The organism is Clostridium septicum (assembly GCF_003606265.1).
Taxonomy (GTDB): domain Bacteria; phylum Bacillota; class Clostridia; order Clostridiales; family Clostridiaceae; genus Clostridium; species Clostridium septicum.
Genome location: NZ_CP023671.1, coordinates 3011244 through 3028968 on the forward strand (window position 1 = coordinate 3011244; position 17725 = coordinate 3028968).

Consider the following 17725-nt stretch of genomic DNA (forward strand, 5'->3'; position numbering starts at 1 on the left):
CATAACAGGAAGTTTTGATGTCTATTTTTATTTGTGTAAAAGAATAGGTTGATGATAAGACTATGCAACAAGTATTAAGTAAAAATGCTGATATAGGATTTTGTGGACCAGAACAAGTTATTTACATTAATAATCAAGGAAGAGAAGATTATCCAGTTTTATTTGCTCAGTTAACTCAAAGGGATGGTTCATTTTTAGTTGGAAGAAAAGATGAACCTAATTTTGATTGGGAAAAACTAAAAAATGTTAAGATGATTGGGGGAAGACCTGGTGGAATGCCACAAATGGCATTTGAGTATGTACTAAGAAAAAATAGATTGGATCCTAAAACTGATGTTAATTTAGTTACTAATTTAGATTTTACGGCAACTGCAGGAGCATTTAAAGCAGGAACTGGTGATTATGTAACTTTATTTGAACCTACTGCATCTATGCTTGAAAAAGAAGGTAGTGGTAAGATAGTTGCTTCAATTGGTGAGTCAGCAGGAGATTTACCGTATACTTGTTTTTTTTCTACTAAATCATATATGGATGAAAATCCAGAAATAATTGAAAAATTTACAAAGGCTATCTATAAAGGACAACAATGGGTAAAAACACATAGTGATGAAGAGGTAGCTAAATCTATTATTTCTTTCTTTCCAGGAACAGATAAAGATATAATAGTAAATGTTGTTAAAAACTACAGAAAGATAGATGCTTTAGCTAGTGAACCAAAGATTGAAGAAGAAGATCTTAATAGGTTAATGGATATAATCGAAAGTTATGACAAAACGCTTTTACCATCAAGACCTGACTTTGAAAAAATAGTTAATAATAAATTTGCTGAAGAAGCTATTAAAGATAATTAGCAACAGTAACTTTTAGCTCTAAATACTTGTATATTTAGAGCTAAATTAAAAAGCTCCTTTCTAAAATACATAAATAGAAAGGTGGTGTATATATTGGATTTAATAAAAGTATCAAATATTAAATTAACTTATCAGTCTTTAAAAGGTGAAACAGAAGCTATTAAAGGTGTAGATTTTTCAGTGCCAAAAGGTGAATTTGTAAGTATTATAGGTCCTTCTGGATGTGGAAAATCAACATTATTAAATATTATAAGTGGACTTTTAAAGCCATCAGGTGGAGAAGTTATTTATAATGATAAAGATGTTAAAAATAGATTAGATAAAATGGGATATATGTTCCAAAAAGATTATTTATTTGAATGGTTAACCGTTTGGGATAATGTATTACTTGGATTGAAAATAAAAAAAATATTAACTAAAGAAAGTATTGATAGAGTAGATAAATTACTTGAAAATTATGATTTGACAAAATTTAAAAATCATAAACCAAACGAATTATCAGGAGGGATGAGACAAAGAGTTGCATTAATAAGAACTTTAGCTTTAAGCCCAGAAGTATTATTGTTAGACGAGCCTTTTTCAGCATTAGATTATCAAACTAGGTTAAAGGTATGTGATGAAGTAACTGATATAATAAAAAGAGAAGAAAAAACAGCAATTATGGTAACTCATGACTTAGGTGAAGCTATAGCAACTTCAGATAGAATAATTATGTTAACTAAAAGACCTTCTAAAGTAAAAATAGATGTAAAAATTGAATTTGCAAATAAAGAGGCAACTCCATTCCAAAGAAGAAAAGAACCAGAATTTAATGAGTATTTTAATTTGTTATGGAAGGGGTTGGATAAGTATAATGAGTAAGGAACATGAAAAATATTTAAAGAATGTAAAAAGGGATAAGATAAAGCTTGCTGTAGTTAGAATGGCTATACTAGTTATATTTATAGTACTTTGGGAGGTTGCTGCAAATTTAAAATGGATAGATCCATTCTTAACTTCAAGTCCTAGTAGAATAGTTAGGTCATTTATATCCTTTGTTAATGATGGAATATTACCTAGGCATATTTGGGTTACATGTTATGAAACTATTTTAGGTTTTACATTAGGTACAGTATTAGGAGCAATTATTGCGGTTGTTTTATGGGCGTGTCCTTTCACTTCTAAGGTTTTAGATCCATATTTAGTAGTATTAAATGCTTTACCAAAGGTTGCATTAGCACCGATAGTTATATTTTGGGTAGGAAATGGAACTACAGCTATTATAGTTATTGCGTTGCTTATATCAATTGTAACTACTATAATTAGTGTTTTAACTGGATTTAATGAAGTTGATAAAGGGAAACTTACTCTTATGAAAACATTAGGTGCAACTAAGATACAGACATTAAGAAGATTAATTTTTCCATCAAACCTTCCAGTTCTAATTTCAGCTTTGAAAATAAATGTTGGACTATCTTGGGTTGGTGTAATAATGGGGGAATTTTTAGTTGCAAGAGAAGGGCTTGGATTTTTAATTGTTTATGGAGGACAAATTTCCCAATTAGATATGGTTATGATGAGTATAGTAATACTTTCAGTAATAGCATTTTTAATGTATAAAATTGTTGCTGTAATAGAAAATAAATTAATAAGTAAAAATTAAAAATGCAATTAACATCCCTAGTTTTTTTACTAGGGATGTTAATTTTGTTGTAAAATAATAAGATATTTGGTACAATAAAAATTATGTAGAATAATAAAAATAGTATAAAGAGGGGAAAGTATGAAAACGTTTGTCGAAAAGGTTAATTTATTTTATAGAAAAGCATATGATAAATTTCCTCATATAGAGCCAATTTTAGTTATATCATTATCTATGCTTTTAGTACTTGGTATTATATTATCTATTAAAGGTATAAGCACAGATGATAATACTACATTTACGAATAATGTAGCAGAGGATTTATTCTATAAAGCTGAATATGATAAGGCTGTAGAAGAATATAAGAATTTGCAAAAGGAAGAAGACTGGCCTATTTGGAATGTTAAAATAGCAGAAATATATTCAATTAAAGGTGAATATGAAAGATCCAACACTTTATTAAAAGAGTCTATAGTTAAAAGAGACAGAATAATAAAGGAGAAAGGTATAGAAAAATATAAAGAAAAAGATGTAGAGCTAATAAACGAAGTTGTATTCACTTTTTTAATGAACAATGAGAAAGAAGAAGCTCTTGGTTTAGGTGAAAGTCATTTACATGATTATTTAAATAATAAGCAAATGATCAAAACTATGGTTGCGGTTTACATAGCAAATAATAAAGTGGATAAAGCAGAAAAATTAATAAATGATTATTTAATTAATAATACAACAGCTTTTGATTATGCGCTGGCATCAGAAATGTATATGTCTATGGGGAAAGTAACAAAAGGTATTGACATATTAAAAAAAGCTTGGGATTTAGATAAAAACGAATTAGAAATATATAATGCTATGTCTCAAATTCAAGAAATAGATAAGAAGAATTTATTGGATAAATTAAATTTATTATCTAAAGAGAATTTAAATGAAGACTTTTATAAAGTATTTATGGCAGAAATATATTCTACTGATAAAGATAGTATAATTAAGGCAGAGAAAATATTAGACGATCTAAATGATAAAGAAAACATTAATGTACGATTATTAGAAATTGAAATTTATAATAAAGCTAATAGAGATAAAGAGGCTGAGGAAATTATAAAAGAAATAGTTAATCAAGATAAAGATTCTTACTTAGCAAAAAATCTTTTAGCTTGGGATGCTCTTTGGAAGAAAGATTATGATAGTGCTCTAGATTTTGCTAAAAAATGTATTGTCAAAAATTCAAATTGTGCACGAGCTTATGGTGTATTAGTTCCACAAATACTTGTAGAAAAGGGTGATACTAAAATAGCGGAACCATTTTTCAGAACGGCTATAAAAAAGGAACCTTTTAATTACAATATGATAAATAAGCTAGGAGAATATTATGGAAGAAAAGCTATAGATATAGAAAAGGCAAAAAAAGTTTATAACTTAGTTATGAATATTGGCAGAGACGATAGTGAAGCATTTTATAATTTATCCAAGCTATATATGATTGATAAAAAGCCTAAAGAGGCCATTAAAAATGCTAAAGAAGCAATAAAGAATAATGAAGATGTTAGTAAGTATTATAGATTATTAGGTGCTTTATATTTAGAGCAAGGGTTATATGAAGATGGTATAGAAGAAACAAGAACAGCTTATTTAATTAATGAAAATGATATTTTAGCATTAAATAATGCAGCATGCTATTATTTTGCTATTACGGGAGAGATTGAAAGAGGTATGGAAAATATGAAGGAAGCCTATGATAGTTTGTCTAAGATATCAGATTTAGATGTAAAAAAAGCATTAACAGAAAATTATAATAAAGCTAAATCAATATATGATAATTATCAAAATGGAAAAGAATCATATATAAGAATTGCAGATTTTACATTATTCTATTAAAAAGTGCCATATGGCACTTTTTATGTTATTATAAGAAATATATGTATTTTGGGAGTGATAATAATGAAAAAATTTAAAAGAATAATTATATTAGTAATTACACTTTTGGTAATAGGTGGAATATCTGCTTTTATATATTTTGAAAAGGGAAAAAGAAGTATTCAAGTTGTAGAGTGGGACAATGTATATAATGAAAAAAATATAGCATATAATTTTAGTGAAGTGGACAACCCTAAAATAAAAGAACTAGATAATATTTATAAAATAAAAGAATCTACGAAGAATGAAGATACACCTTTAAAAAAAGTATTAAAAGTTGTTGAACTTGTTAATAGTGTTGTTTCTTTTGATGATGTTCCAAATTCTAAAGGAATAAATGCTTATGATATTTTAAAAGAAAAGAAAGATGCTAAAAAAGTATCTGCAAGAGATATGGCTATAATAACCAGAGATTTTATATCATGTTTAGATTTAGATGTTAGAGTTGGGGAATTTAGGAATCCTAAAGGCAATATTAATAAACAAAAGAATTACTATGTGGTAGAATATTGGAGTAAAGTAGATAATAAATGGATAATGATAGATTTTAAAGATCATGGATATTTTGAAAATCAAGGATTTCTTTGTAGTGCAACAGAGTTGTTAGAAGATGATACAAAAATATTAAAATACAATGGAAATAGTACTAAAAAGGATTATATGGATAACCTAAATAAATCTTTAGGTAGCTATACAGTAGCTATAGATAATTCTGTTGATATGAAAAAAAGCAATAGTTATGTTACATATATAAAAGATAAAGAAAATATTACATTAGATTTTAAGGGTGGATACATACTTCCAACTATATACACAGAAGAATTAGAATTAATAAATAAAAATCCAATAGATAATGTTATTGGAAAAGACCAAAAAGCCTATATAATTTTAATGAAAAAGCAAGAAGCTGAAGGTAATAACAAAGATAAAGAAGAGAAGTCTAAATCTTTAATAATTGGTGGGTTTAGAAATGGCTCTATAATAGATAGCTACTATATAAAAGAAAATAGTGGTGAATATAAGGAAGTAAAGAGATACTCAGATGTAGTATTGAAGCCAGGTGAAAACATAATAGAATTGTCATTAGATGGGAAAAATGTTGCGTCAAAAATAGTTATAGAATGTAATGAATAGACATAGTTGGTGTTTAACTGTATAATATAATTTGTTTTGAAATACATTATTTTTAGAAGGAGAGGTATTTAAAGTATGGGATTAGATTTAATTTATATACTTAAGGCTATATTCATAGCTATAATAGAAGGGTTAACTGAGTTTGTACCAGTATCTTCAACTGGACATATGATTTTATTTGGTAGTCTAATAGGTTTCAATTCAGGAAATCATGTAGAGTTTGCAAAGATGTTTGAAGTTGTAATACAATTAGGAGCAATTTTAGCAGTTGTAGTTTTATACTGGGGAAAACTATGGTATTCAATAGTTGAGTTCTTTACTTATATTTTTACCTTAGGTAAAAAAGGTGAAAAAGGATTTAGATTTGGTATTAATGTAATAATAGCATCAATACCAGCAGGGGTAGTAGGATTACTTTTACATGATAAAATAAAAGCATTATTTAAACCTTCAGCAGTTGTAGTAGCATTTATAGTAGGTGGTGTATTATTATTAGTTATTGAAAATAGATTTAGAAATAAAGTTTCTAAAAAAGGAAATATTTCAACAACAGATGTTTTTGATCTGACACCAATGCAATCATTAAAGGTTGGATTATTCCAAGTTTTATCTATGTGGCCAGGAATGTCAAGAAGTGCTTCTACAATAATGGGAGGATGGATTGCAGGATTATCAACACCAGTAGCTGCTGAATTCTCATTCTTTTTAGCAATACCAGCTATGGTAGGTTCAACAGGACTTGATTTATTAAAATTTGACTTTTCAATTATGAATAAAACGTATATCATAGCTTTAATAGTAGGATTTGTAGTAGCATTTATAGTTTCATTAGTTGTTATGGAAATGTTTGTAAGTTACTTAAAAAAGAAACCAATGAGAGTATTTGCTATATATAGAATTATAGCAGGTATAGTATTATTAATATTGTCTGTATTGGGAATCGTATCATTAGTTGTATAAGAAAAAGGGATTTGTTAAAACAGATCCCTTTTTAATTACAAGAAAATAAATATTCTAAAGATTAAAAACATTTTTAATATACAAAAATTTTTGCTTTTAACTTTTTATTCTTTATGCTATTATATTAATAGAAAATAGCATTTATCTTAAATAAATTTGCAGAAAATTATAAATATAGTATTGATTCGAAAAATAATAAGCGTATTTGGGTGAGGGGGATTTTTAAATGGCACAACAAGTCAAAAAAATAGCTTTATTAACAGGTGGTGGAGACTGTCCTGGACTAAATGCAGTTATTAGAGCAGTAACTAGAACAGCAATATTAAATTATGGAATAGAAGTAATAGGATACAAGTTTGGATATAGAGGATTATATAATAATGATTACGTACCTCTAACCCTTGATAGTGTATCAGGTATACTTCATAGAGGTGGAACTATACTTTATAGCTCCAATAAGGACAACCTTTTTGATTATCAAATAGAAGAAGATGGAATTATAGTAAAGAAAGATGTATCAGATGTTGCAGTAGAAAATCTGAAAAAAGAAGGCGTTGATGTATTAGTAGTAATTGGAGGAGATGGTACATTAACTTCAGCAAGGGATTTTGCAAGAAAAGGTATTAATGTAATAGGTGTTCCAAAAACAATAGATAATGATTTAGCATCAACAGATGTTACTTTTGGATTTAATACAGCTATTGATGTAGCTACGGAAGCACTTGATAGGCTTCATACAACGGCAGAATCACATCATAGAATAATGATCTGTGAAGTTATGGGAAGAGGGGCAGGATGGATAGCGTTAGAGTCAGGTATAGCTGGTTCAGCAGATGTAATTCTTTTACCAGAGTTACCATATGATATAAATAAGATAGTTGAAAAAATAGAAGAGAGAGAATCACAAGGAAAGAGATTTAGTATAATAGTAGTTGCAGAAGGCGCTAAACCTAAAAATGGAGATGTAGTAGTGTCCAAAATAGTTAAAGATAGTCCAGATCCAATAAGGTTAGGTGGTATAGGTAATAAATTAGCTGATGATTTAGAGAAACTAGTTCCAGATAAAGAGGTTAGATGTACTGTTTTGGGACATATTCAAAGAGGTGGAAATACTTCAACTTTTGATAGAATTTTATCAACAAGATATGGGGTTGCAGCAGTTGAGTTAATTAATCAAGGCAAATTTGGTGAAATGGTTTGTTTAAAAGGCAATAAGATATCAAGTGATAGTTTAGAAAATGTTATTGGTCAAAAATCCAAATTAGTAAATCCAGAAGGGGAATTAGTTCAAATTGCAAAAAAAATAGGCATTTCTTTTGCAGATTAATAAATTTTAAAGTAGAACCAAAATATTTTGGTTCTACTTTATTTTATAAAAATATATAACCTAAGGGAAAAAGTTTTTCGTTAAATACTTCAAAATTTTCTGAAAATATGATATACTTTAGATAGGCAGATTATATAAAAGAAAGCTGGAGGGTATTATGAAGGAGATAAAAAAATACTTAGAATCAAGAATAGGAACATATGGATTTTTCTTTGAAGATTTGAAAAGTGGTTTTATTTATGGTTACAATGAAAACGTTCAAATGATAGCAGCTGGATGTATGAAGCTTCCGATAGCGGTTTCTTTAATAAGTGCAGTGGAGCAAGGTAAAGTAGATTTTATGGATAAAATAAAAATAGACGGCAAGGATAAAGTATATGGCACAGGAATTATTCATGAATTTAATGAAAGAGAATATACTGTATTTGAACTATTAGTAGCTATGCTTATACAAAGTGATAATACAGCGGCTAATAAAATTATAGACATTGTAGGAATGGAGCAAATAAATAAAGATATTCAAAAAATGGGATTAAAGAATACTTTCTTAAATAGAAAAACTACAGATGAGAGAAAGCCTAAAAATGAAGTTGAAAATATTACTACAGCAAGTGATTTGTCAAAAATATGGAAACATTTATATGAAGGAACATTTTTAAATGCAGACAATAGTCAAATGCTTGTAGATATATTAAGAAGACAGCAAATAAAAAATAAATCAGCCCTTTATATTCCAGATGATTTAAAGTATGAAATTTCAAGTAAGACTGGAGATAAAAGTGGAGTGGAAAATGATACTGCACTAATTCAATTATCTAAAGGAAATTTTGTTTTTACAATACTCTCAATGAGCATACCAAATAGTGTTTATGGAACAGTAACTCTAGCAAAATGTGGTAAAATGATGTGGGATAATGTTATGAATAATTGGCATTAATAACCAAGATGTGATAACTCCTAGGTTTCTAGGGGTTATTATTTTGTTATTAATTAATTGGTCAAAAATTATATTTAAGATCACATGGTAGAATAGATTTATATTCTTATGGAAAGTGTGGGGAGTATATATATTTATATAAATGGAATAGTGATAAAATTGTAGATAGAAAAGCGAAAGAGATAACCACTAAAGATAGAAAGGCACATAAGGATATTTTGGAGTAACAGGAGATGATATTATGGATTTAGATAAATTTAAAGATATAGTAATAGTAAATGATTTAAGTTTTATGTATATTAGTAAAGGGTTATACATACTTAATTGAAGGATTGATTCTTGGTGTAGCATCAATATCATATAAATAATATTCACGAACTTTCGGTAATGTATTATGTCCTCCTGCAACAATGAATAACCCATTTTTAGTACTATTTCCTAAAAATGTACTTTGTATTAACTTTATAATCTTCTTTTATGTTAGTTTTATTATATTCTTTTATATTATCTCTATCATAAGCTATCATAAATAGAGATATAGTGATAACTAATAATATGTCAAAGCACTTTTTTTATTAATGATCCTCTTTATTAAATTTTACTTAATGGCAATGATCTACGATTCTTTACTAATCTAAGCTTTCCAATATACAGACTATACCATACAATTATCGGCTTTACTTGGTTTTTAAAATATTTGTAAATTTTACTTTTTATATATTTAATTATATAATAATATTTGAAAAAAGTAAAAATAAATGATTTTTGTATTAAAGTACTTATTGCAATTAAGATATTTATTAATGTTGTTAATAATATCTTATATGTTTATCAATTTTACTTTTATTTAATTTTTTATTCTTATTTTATAATCTGTATAATAAAAAAATATGATGTACAAAAGGGATAAAAGAAAAATGGAAAAATGTACTAAATTTATTTTACTAACAACTATAGTAAGTTTGATATGTACTGTAATTAATATAGTATTAAAATTTATTTAGAGTTTAAAAAGAAATTGTAGTATTGATATAATAAAAATTTTAATTATAAAAAACATAGAATAAGTTTAAAATCTTACTATGTGGCATAAAAAATTTATAGGAGGTTATTTAATGTCAATAGCGAAAACTATATTAAATATTGAGTAAAGAAGTTTAGAAAGTAGGATTTACTAAAATCAAAGAACAAATACAATTTTATGAAAATAAATTGCAAAATGTATATATAAGTAATTTAAACATTATTATATACTTTATAATTATGAAATGGAGGGGTATCAATGAAGAAAATAATATGTATCTTAATTTGTGGAATTATAACTTTAAGTCTTGTAGGATGTAGTTTTACGGAAGGGTTTAAAGAAGGATATAACACAAGCAAAGAAGTAAATACAAAAGAATAGTTAGAGAAGTAGTTTATATAAATTAAAGATGGAATTTGTGGTTTTTAAGAATAAATTTAGTAAAAATAATAAAAGTGAAGTATCCGTTTAATTGAGTCTGTCAATATTTTTGTGTAAACTTTAGAAAATTTAGTTTTATTTTAAAGGTTGGAAAGGTTAATACAACATCCAACCTTTATTTTTCTTTAATTGATAAATTTTACATAATAATCTGCACTTTAATAAGAGTTAGACTAAATATTTTTTAGAACAACTGGTCGTCTAAACGACCTTCGAAGAAGATTGATAGTTGAGCTAAAATTTGAGCCCATCCTCGTATTGATTGGGTCCATTTCTTTGTTATATCAACGGTAGCAAGGTATAAAATCTTCATTAATGATTCATCATTCGGAAATATAGATTTAGTTTTAGTAACTTTTCTCAGTTGACGATTATAACTTTCCATTGCATTAGTTGTATATATTATTTTTCTAATCTCTGGTGGATATTTAAAGAATGTTGATAACTCATTCCAGTTATTTCTCCAAGACCTTACTGCTATTAAGTATTTTTCTCCCCATTTTTCTTCTAATCTATCTAATTCCGCTAATGCGACCTCCTCAGTAGAAGCGGTGTAAACTAGTTTTAAATCTGCATTGAAAGCTTTTAAATCCTTATAAGATAAGTATTTACTTGAATTTCTTATTTGATGAATAATACATCTTTGAATTTCAGTGTTCGGATAAACAGCTCTAATGGCTTCGTTAAACCCTACTAACCCATCAACTGAAGCAATTAGTATATCTTTTACGCCTCTATTTTTTAACTCATTCAGAACAAGCAACCAATATTTTGATGACTCTGATGCTCCTATCCATATACCAAGAACATCTTTTTTTCCTTCAATATTTACTCCAATCGCAGCGTAGGCTGCTTTCGAAACAACGGTGTTATCTTTTCTCACTTTAAAGTGAATAGCATCCATAAATACTATAGGATATACTGTTTCCAACGGACGGCTTTGCCATTCTCTAATCATTGGAATTACTTTATCTGTTATATTAGAAACTAATGTTGGTGATATGTCCATTCCGTATATTTCATTTACTTGTGATGCTATATCTCTTGTAGTCATTCCCTTAGCATACATCCCAATTATTGAGCTTTCTAAATGTGAAACATCAGTTTGATGTTTTTTTACTATTTCAGGCTCAAAAGAACCTTCTCTATCTCTTGGAACATCTAAGTCGAAGTAGCCAAGATTGGATTTCATAGTTTTTCGGCTCTTGCCATTACGGCTATTAGTTGTGTTTTTATTTTGGTAATCATGTTTCTCATATCCAAGATGATTATCTAATTCGGCTTCTAGCATTTGCTGAAGCATTCCTCCAAATAAGTCTTTTAAAACATTTTGAATATCTTCAGCTGTTTTAATATTTGGATCCTTTGCTAATATTTTTATTAATTCTTCCTTTGAAAATGACATAGTCTGTGTTCCCTCCATAATTGATAATTTATTATATCATTTTCTGAAGTTTACACAGACTATTTTACACTCTCGTTTAATTAGGATAACGTCACTTTTATTATAAAAATATAATTATGCTTTATAATTTATAATAATATTTTTTACTTGTTCAACACATTCAGGTTTTATTAATTCTAACATTCTAGGAATGAAAGTAATTAAATACTCTTTGTTAAATGTACCATCATTTTGTTTTTTAAAACTTTCAGTTAATAATTCTTTAGATTTATCTTGATTTTTTTCTTCTACATTTAGCATAATAAAGTTTGAAAATTTTTCTTGGCCCTCATTCATAAGAAAAACTCCTTTGGATTTATATATTATTCTAAATTATAATATTACTATTTATAAATAACAATGGTAATAAAATGTTATTATAAGTGTTTCGAAACATTATATTAGCAAGCAGAAAGTAAGTCTATTAAAATATATAAAGTACTTATAAAAAAATTATATTTGTAAAATATAATGGCATTGTATATGTATTAAAAATATTTTTAAATACAGAAATTTACTATATATAATTTGTGGAAATAATTTCAATTGACAATTTTGAAGATAAGTGTTATTCTAACAAAAATAGAGTAACCTTTAAGTTAATCCGAGAGATTAAAAAGGAAGTTATATTAATCCATAAAACAAGGACTAATTATGTCTTCCTTTAAATAGGAAGACTTTTTTTATTCTTTAGGAAATTATATTGATATCTAAATTTAGGATAACTTAATCATGATTTTAAAACTAAGTATGTTGGCCTAAATAATAAAAAATAAATACTGGTACCTTAGTTTTCTCCTTAGACAAAGTTTGGAGAGGGGACATACGTGAAAAAATCGAAGGCTCCAAAAGCGCCTTAGCAAATTTTTATAAAAAGAATTAATAGAACTTCAACCTTTAAATTTAACACAGAGATGTTAATAAGGAGTGATATGTAATGAAAAACAAACATTTAATTGACCCAAGTGATTTTAATTTAGAAGAATTAGATGAAATATTCAAATTAGCACATCAAATTATTTCAAATCCTAAAAAATTTTCCAATATTTGTGATGGAAAGATATTAGCAACACTTTTTTATGAACCAAGCACTAGAACAAGATTTAGTTTTGAAGCAGCTATGATGAGATTAGGAGGAAAAATATTAGGGTTTTCAGAACCTAATTCAAGTTCAGCTTCAAAAGGTGAAACTTTAGCAGATACTATTAAAGTAGTTTCAATATATTCAGATATAATTGCTATGAGACACCCAAAGGAAGGATCAGCAAAAGTAGCTAGCATGTATTCATCAGTTCCAGTAATTAATGCTGGAGATGGTGGACATCAACATCCAACTCAAACATTAACAGATCTTTTAACTATAGAGTCATTAAAAAATGGTTTAGAAAATCATACAATAGGTATTTGTGGTGACTTGAAAAATGGAAGAACTGTACATTCTTTAATAAAAGCTATGTCAAGATACAATGGTAATAGATTTATATTAATATCTCCAAAAGAACTTGTAATACCAGAATATATAAGAGAAGAAATATTAAAAAATAATAATATAGAGTTTAGAGAAGTAGAAAGACTTGAAGATGTTATATCAGAACTTGATATATTATATATGACAAGAATTCAAAAAGAAAGATTCTTTAATGAAGATGAGTATATAAGATTAAAAGACAGTTATATATTAGATAATTGTAAGATGAATTTAGCTAAAAAGGATATGATAGTATTACATCCACTACCAAGAGTAAATGAAGTATCAATGAAAGTAGATAAAGATGAAAGAGCAGCATACTTTAAGCAAGCAGAGTATGGAATGTATGTAAGAATGGCGTTAATTGCTAAACTTTTGGAGGTGGCATAATGTTTCAAATAACTAGCATAAAAAATGGATTAGTTATAGATCATATAAAAGCTGGAAAGGGTATAAAAATTTTTAATTATTTAAACTTAGAAAATGAGAAAAATCAAGTGACTCTAATAATAAATGCAGATAGCAAAATATTAGGGAAAAAAGACATAATAAAAATTGAAAATATAAGAGAAATAAATTATACAGTTTTAAGTATATTATCTCCAAGTATTACAATAAACGAAGTTAGAAATGGTGAAATAAATAAAAAGTTTAAGCCGAAATTACCAACAAGGGTATTAAATATTTTAAAGTGCAATAATCCAAGATGTATAACAGTAGATGAAAAATATGTAAATCATTCTTTTAAACTAGTTAATTTAAAAGAATGTACTTATAGATGTGAATATTGTGATAATATAACAAAATTATTATAGGATAATGTACGAGGTGCTTAATATGAATTTATTAATTAAAAATGCAAATGTAATAGATGCAATGCAAAATTTTTATGGTGATATTTATATAGAAGAAGGAAAAATAAAAGAAATAGGAAAAGAGTTAAAAATAGATAATGTGGATAAAATAGATGCAAAAGGATTAACTTTAATGCCAGCATTTATAGATACACATGCTCATTTTAGAGAGCCTGGACTTACTTATAAAGAAGATATAAAAACAGGTTCAAAGGCTGCATTAAGGGGTGGATATACGGGGGTTTGTCTAATGGCTAATACATCTCCAATATGCTCAAGTAAAGAGGTATTAGATACAGTTAGAAATCGTTCTAAAGAAATAAGTCTTATAGACATTCACCAATGTGTATCAGTAACTAAGAATTTTGATGGAAGAACTGTAGAACATTTAGATGAGCTTAAAGGTGATAAAGAAATAAAAGCTATATCAGATGATGGTGTAGGAGTTATGGATTCATTTATAATGTATGAAGCTATGAAAAAAGCAAAAGAAAATAATTGGATTATAATGTCACATGCAGAAGATCATAAATTTTCAAAAACAGATATGAGAATAGCAGAAAATATGATGACCTTAAGGGACATAGCATTAGCTAAAGAGAGTAAAGCAAGACTTCATATGGCTCATGTAAGTACTAAAGAAGCAATTAATTATATAAAAGAAGCTAAAGATGATGGAGTAAATTTAACTTGTGAGGTTACACCTCATCATATAGCATTAACTACTAAAATAAATAATTATAGAGTGAATCCACCTATAAGAGAACAAGAAGATGTAGATGCTATTTTAAAAGCTATAAAACTTGGTGTTGTGGATTGTATAGGTACTGATCATGCCCCTCATACAGAAGAAGATAAGAAAAAGGGTTCACCAGGAATGGTAGGGCTTGAAACAGCATTTTCAATATGTTATACAATCTTAGTTCGTAATAATATTATAGGTATAAATAAATTAAGTGAAATAATGTCTAAAAATCCAGCAAAAATATTAGGTATGAATAAAGGAATAATTAGTATAGGGTTAGATGGAGATTTAGTATTAGTAAATTTAAATAAAAAAGTAAAAATAAATTCTAATGAGTTTCATTCTAAGGGTAGAAATACACCCTTTGATGGAATGGAGTTTTATGGAGAAGTTGAAATGACTATAAAAGGCGGAAGAATATTATATAAGAAATAGGAGATTATTTATGAGAAGTAATATAATGGATAAATTATTTAATAGAGTTAATGAAAGGGGAGTTGTATGTGTAGGATTAGACACATCAATTGATTATATACCGAAATATTTATTTGAGGAAAAAGATGAAGCTCAGGCAATATTTGAGTTTAATAAGCAAATTATAGATTCTACTTTAGATGTAGTATCATGCTATAAAGTCCAAATAGCTTATTACGAGGCATTAGGAATAAAGGGAATGATAGCATATAGAGATACATTAAAATATTTAAGAGAAAAAGATGCTATTATAATTGCTGATATTAAAAGAGGGGATATAGCAGCTACTGCAACTCAATATGCAAAGGCTCATTTTCAGGGAGACTTTGAAGCAGATTTTATAACATTAAGCCCATATATGGGAATGGATAGTATAGAACCATATATACCATATTTAGAAAAGGGGACAAAAGGAATTTTTTCATTAGTTAGAACATCAAATAAAGGTGCTGAAGATATAGAAAATATTGATACAGTAGATGGAAGAAAAGTTTATGCTGTGGTGGGAGATAAGCTTAAAGAGCTTGGCGAAAATATTACTGGAGAGTGTGGGTATTCCGCAATTGGTGGAGTTATAGGATGCACTCATGTCGAAGAAGGAAAAGAAATAAGAAAAAGATTTAAAAACATGTTTTTCTTAATACCAGGATATGGAGCTCAAGGTGGTAAAGCTGAAGATGTGGCGTTATATTTAAATAATGGTAATGGAGGAGTAGTTAATTCATCAAGAGCTATACTTTTAGCATATAAGAAACAAGAGGGAAGAGAAAAAGAATTTGCTATTTGTGCAAGGGAAGAAGCTATAAGAATGAGAGATGAAATAAAAAATGCTGTAAAATTACTATAAAAGGAGAGGACTTATATATGAATTATACTAAAGCAAGAGTAATTTCAAATAAGGAAATAGTAAATGGAATCTATAAAATGGTTGTTGAGGATAAAAATAAAACTAAGCCAGGTCAATTTTATATGTTAAAAATTGAAGGGAAAACTTTATTACCAAGACCTATAAGTATATGTGAAAAGGATTCTGAAACTATAACCTTTCTTTATGCTGTAGTGGGAGCTGGAACAAAAGAGTTTGCTAACCTTAAAGAAGAAGATACTATAAGCTTAACAGGTCCACTTGGAAATGGGTTTAATATAGAAGAAGATTTAGGGAAAGTAGCATTAGTTTCAGGAGGAATTGGAATAGCGCCAATGCTAGAACTTGCAAAAAGATTAAGAGAAAAAAACACTAATATAGTAATGGATTTATACGCTGGATTTAGAGATGATATTTATTTAATAAATGATTTGAAAGAGTTTGTGAATAACACATATATTAGTACTAATACAGGTAATTATGGGCATAGAGGATTTATTACTGAACTACTTAAGGTAGAAAATTATGATACAGTGCTTTGCTGTGGACCAGAAGTTATGATGAAAAAAGTAGTTGAAATGTGTAAGGAAAATGGTGTGAAGGTATATGTTTCAATGGAAAAGCATATGGCTTGTGGTGTAGGAGCATGTTTAGTATGTACATGTAAAACAAAAGATGGACATAAAAGAACATGTAAGGATGGTCCAGTATTTGATGGTAGCTATGTAGAATTATAATATCACCAAGGAGGTTAATATGTTAAAAGTAAATATAAATGGTATAGATTTTAAAAATCCAGTAATTGCAGCATCAGGAACATTTGGTTTTGGAGGAGAATATAATAACTTCTATAATGTAGGAATTCTTGGTGGTATATCATCAAAAGGATTGACACTTAATCCTAAAGAAGGGAATGAAGGAATAAGAGTTTATGAAACACCATCAGGAATGATGAATTCTGTAGGTCTTCAAAATCCAGGTATAGACAGATTTATAAAAGAAGAGCTGCCAATGATGAAGAGATTAGGAACTAATATAATAGCTAATGTTGGCGGTGGATGTATGGAAGACTATGAAGAAGCAATATGTAAGTTAAGAGGACAAGATATAGATATGATAGAACTCAATATATCATGTCCTAATGTAAAATCAGGAGGAATGGCTTTTGGAATAAAATCAGATGTGGCTTTTGATGTAGTTTCTAAAATAAAGAAGATAGCCGATAAACCTATTATGGTTAAACTTTCTCCAAATGCTGAAAATATCGTAGATATGGCAGTAAAATGTCAAGAAGCAGGTGCTGATTCAATATCATTAATAAACACCTTAAAAGGATTAGCTATAAATCCATATAAAAGAGAGCCTATATTTAATAACATTTATGCAGGGGTTTCAGGACCAGCTGTAAAACCAATAGCATTAAGAATGGTACATGAAGTGGCTAAAGCTGTAGAAATACCAGTAATAGGTCTTGGAGGAATTAGTAGCGGTATTGATGCTATAGAATTTATAATGGCAGGAGCTTCAGCAATACAAATAGGCACAGTAAATTTTATAAATCCTATGGCTGGAAAAGAGATAATAGAAGAAATAGAAAATTTCTGTATATCACAAGGTATAAAGGATATAAATGAAATAGTAGGTTGCATTAAATAAACTTAATGCA

16 protein-coding genes and 1 pseudogene are annotated in these 17725 nt (G+C 27.8%); 15 read left to right on the forward strand and 2 right to left on the reverse strand.

Features of this window, described 5'->3' with window-relative positions; genetic code table 11:
• Nucleotides 1–53 precede the first annotated feature (53 nt).
• The 9 genes and pseudogenes from CP523_RS13915 to CP523_RS16545 form a co-directional block, all read left to right on the forward strand.
• A pseudogene (locus CP523_RS13915) lies at nt 54–851 on the forward strand (ABC transporter substrate-binding protein); the annotation flags it as partial.
• 93 nt (nt 852–944) lie between these two features.
• Entirely contained in the window at nt 945–1712 is a 768-nt protein-coding gene (locus CP523_RS13920) for an ABC transporter ATP-binding protein (RefSeq protein WP_066679305.1), read from the forward strand.
• The gene (locus CP523_RS13925) at nt 1705–2493 is read left to right on the forward strand and encodes an ABC transporter permease (protein WP_066679306.1); all 789 of its coding nucleotides are present in this window, start codon (nt 1705–1707) and stop codon (nt 2491–2493) included. Before CP523_RS13920 ends, CP523_RS13925 begins: the two co-directional genes overlap by 8 nt.
• A gap of 120 nt (nt 2494–2613) precedes the next feature.
• A complete protein-coding gene (locus tag CP523_RS13930) occupies nt 2614–4347 on the forward strand; it encodes a tetratricopeptide repeat protein (protein ID WP_066678795.1) in 1734 nt (577 codons plus the stop codon).
• A 63-nt stretch (nt 4348–4410) separates the two neighbouring features.
• Nucleotides 4411–5520, forward strand: a complete 1110-nt coding sequence (locus CP523_RS13935; protein ID WP_066678798.1) for a hypothetical protein — start codon at nt 4411–4413, stop codon at nt 5518–5520.
• Between the two features lie 75 nt (nt 5521–5595).
• Nucleotides 5596–6480 carry an undecaprenyl-diphosphate phosphatase gene (locus tag CP523_RS13940; RefSeq protein WP_066678799.1) on the forward strand — a complete coding sequence of 295 codons (885 nt, stop codon included), beginning with the start codon at nt 5596–5598 and terminating at the stop codon, nt 6478–6480.
• Between the two features lie 226 nt (nt 6481–6706).
• Entirely contained in the window at nt 6707–7807 is a 1101-nt protein-coding gene (locus tag CP523_RS13945) for a 6-phosphofructokinase (protein ID WP_066678801.1), read from the forward strand.
• Nucleotides 7808–7964: 157 nt separating this feature from the next.
• Nucleotides 7965–8744, forward strand: a complete 780-nt coding sequence (locus CP523_RS13950) for a serine hydrolase (protein ID WP_066678802.1) — start codon at nt 7965–7967, stop codon at nt 8742–8744.
• Nucleotides 8745–10026: 1282 nt separating this feature from the next.
• Complete coding sequence (locus CP523_RS16545) at nt 10027–10149, forward strand: hypothetical protein (RefSeq protein WP_265586008.1); 123 nt, start codon at nt 10027–10029, stop codon at nt 10147–10149.
• A gap of 244 nt (nt 10150–10393) precedes the next feature.
• Here CP523_RS16545 and CP523_RS13955 read toward each other — a convergent pair whose 3' ends face one another.
• Nucleotides 10394–11614 carry an IS256 family transposase gene (locus CP523_RS13955; protein ID WP_120140434.1) on the reverse strand — a complete coding sequence of 407 codons (1221 nt, stop codon included), beginning with the start codon at nt 11612–11614 and terminating at the stop codon, nt 10394–10396.
• 114 nt (nt 11615–11728) lie between these two features.
• Nucleotides 11729–11950 carry a hypothetical protein gene (locus CP523_RS13960; RefSeq protein WP_066678805.1) on the reverse strand — a complete coding sequence of 74 codons (222 nt, stop codon included), beginning with the start codon at nt 11948–11950 and terminating at the stop codon, nt 11729–11731.
• 640 nt (nt 11951–12590) lie between these two features.
• Here CP523_RS13960 and pyrB point away from each other — a divergent pair.
• The 6 genes from pyrB to CP523_RS13990 are packed head-to-tail and all read left to right on the forward strand — an operon-like array spanning nt 12591 to nt 17715.
• Nucleotides 12591–13511: an aspartate carbamoyltransferase gene (gene pyrB / locus CP523_RS13965; protein WP_066678807.1), complete on the forward strand. Its 921-nt coding sequence runs from the start codon at nt 12591–12593 to the stop codon at nt 13509–13511.
• On the forward strand, nt 13511–13936 hold the full coding sequence (locus CP523_RS13970) for an aspartate carbamoyltransferase regulatory subunit (RefSeq protein WP_066678809.1): 426 nt from the start codon (nt 13511–13513) through the stop codon (nt 13934–13936). The genes pyrB and CP523_RS13970 overlap by 1 nt, the downstream gene beginning before the upstream one ends.
• A 22-nt stretch (nt 13937–13958) precedes the next feature.
• Complete coding sequence (locus CP523_RS13975; RefSeq protein ID WP_066678811.1) at nt 13959–15155, forward strand: dihydroorotase; 1197 nt, start codon at nt 13959–13961, stop codon at nt 15153–15155.
• Between the two features lie 10 nt (nt 15156–15165).
• Nucleotides 15166–16041, forward strand: a complete 876-nt coding sequence (pyrF, locus tag CP523_RS13980; protein ID WP_066678813.1) for an orotidine-5'-phosphate decarboxylase — start codon at nt 15166–15168, stop codon at nt 16039–16041.
• 17 nt (nt 16042–16058) lie between these two features.
• The gene (locus CP523_RS13985; RefSeq protein WP_120140967.1) at nt 16059–16796 is read left to right on the forward strand and encodes a dihydroorotate dehydrogenase electron transfer subunit; all 738 of its coding nucleotides are present in this window, start codon (nt 16059–16061) and stop codon (nt 16794–16796) included.
• Between the two features lie 19 nt (nt 16797–16815).
• Entirely contained in the window at nt 16816–17715 is a 900-nt protein-coding gene (locus tag CP523_RS13990) for a dihydroorotate dehydrogenase (protein WP_066678817.1), read from the forward strand.
• The last annotated feature ends 10 nt before the right edge of the window (nt 17716–17725 follow it).

Excerpts from the sequence above, each read along its gene's own strand:
- CP523_RS13925 (WP_066679306.1), top strand. The coding sequence starts at position 1,705 with ATGAGTAAGGAACATGAAAAATATTTAAAGAATGTAAAAAGGGATAAG.
- CP523_RS13930 (WP_066678795.1), top strand. The coding sequence starts at position 2,614 with ATGAAAACGTTTGTCGAAAAGGTTAATTTATTTTATAGAAAAGCATAT.
- CP523_RS13935 (WP_066678798.1), top strand. The coding sequence starts at position 4,411 with ATGAAAAAATTTAAAAGAATAATTATATTAGTAATTACACTTTTGGTA.
- CP523_RS13940 (WP_066678799.1), top strand. The coding sequence starts at position 5,596 with ATGGGATTAGATTTAATTTATATACTTAAGGCTATATTCATAGCTATA.
- CP523_RS13945 (WP_066678801.1), top strand. The coding sequence starts at position 6,707 with ATGGCACAACAAGTCAAAAAAATAGCTTTATTAACAGGTGGTGGAGAC.
- CP523_RS13950 (WP_066678802.1), top strand. The coding sequence starts at position 7,965 with ATGAAGGAGATAAAAAAATACTTAGAATCAAGAATAGGAACATATGGA.
- CP523_RS16545 (WP_265586008.1), top strand. The coding sequence starts at position 10,027 with ATGAAGAAAATAATATGTATCTTAATTTGTGGAATTATAACTTTAAGT.
- CP523_RS13955 (WP_120140434.1), bottom strand. The coding sequence starts at position 11,614 with ATGTCATTTTCAAAGGAAGAATTAATAAAAATATTAGCAAAGGATCCA.
- CP523_RS13960 (WP_066678805.1), bottom strand. The coding sequence starts at position 11,950 with ATGAATGAGGGCCAAGAAAAATTTTCAAACTTTATTATGCTAAATGTA.
- pyrB (WP_066678807.1), top strand. The coding sequence starts at position 12,591 with ATGAAAAACAAACATTTAATTGACCCAAGTGATTTTAATTTAGAAGAA.
- CP523_RS13970 (WP_066678809.1), top strand. The coding sequence starts at position 13,511 with ATGTTTCAAATAACTAGCATAAAAAATGGATTAGTTATAGATCATATA.
- CP523_RS13975 (WP_066678811.1), top strand. The coding sequence starts at position 13,959 with ATGAATTTATTAATTAAAAATGCAAATGTAATAGATGCAATGCAAAAT.
- pyrF (WP_066678813.1), top strand. The coding sequence starts at position 15,166 with ATGAGAAGTAATATAATGGATAAATTATTTAATAGAGTTAATGAAAGG.
- CP523_RS13985 (WP_120140967.1), top strand. The coding sequence starts at position 16,059 with ATGAATTATACTAAAGCAAGAGTAATTTCAAATAAGGAAATAGTAAAT.
- CP523_RS13990 (WP_066678817.1), top strand. The coding sequence starts at position 16,816 with ATGTTAAAAGTAAATATAAATGGTATAGATTTTAAAAATCCAGTAATT.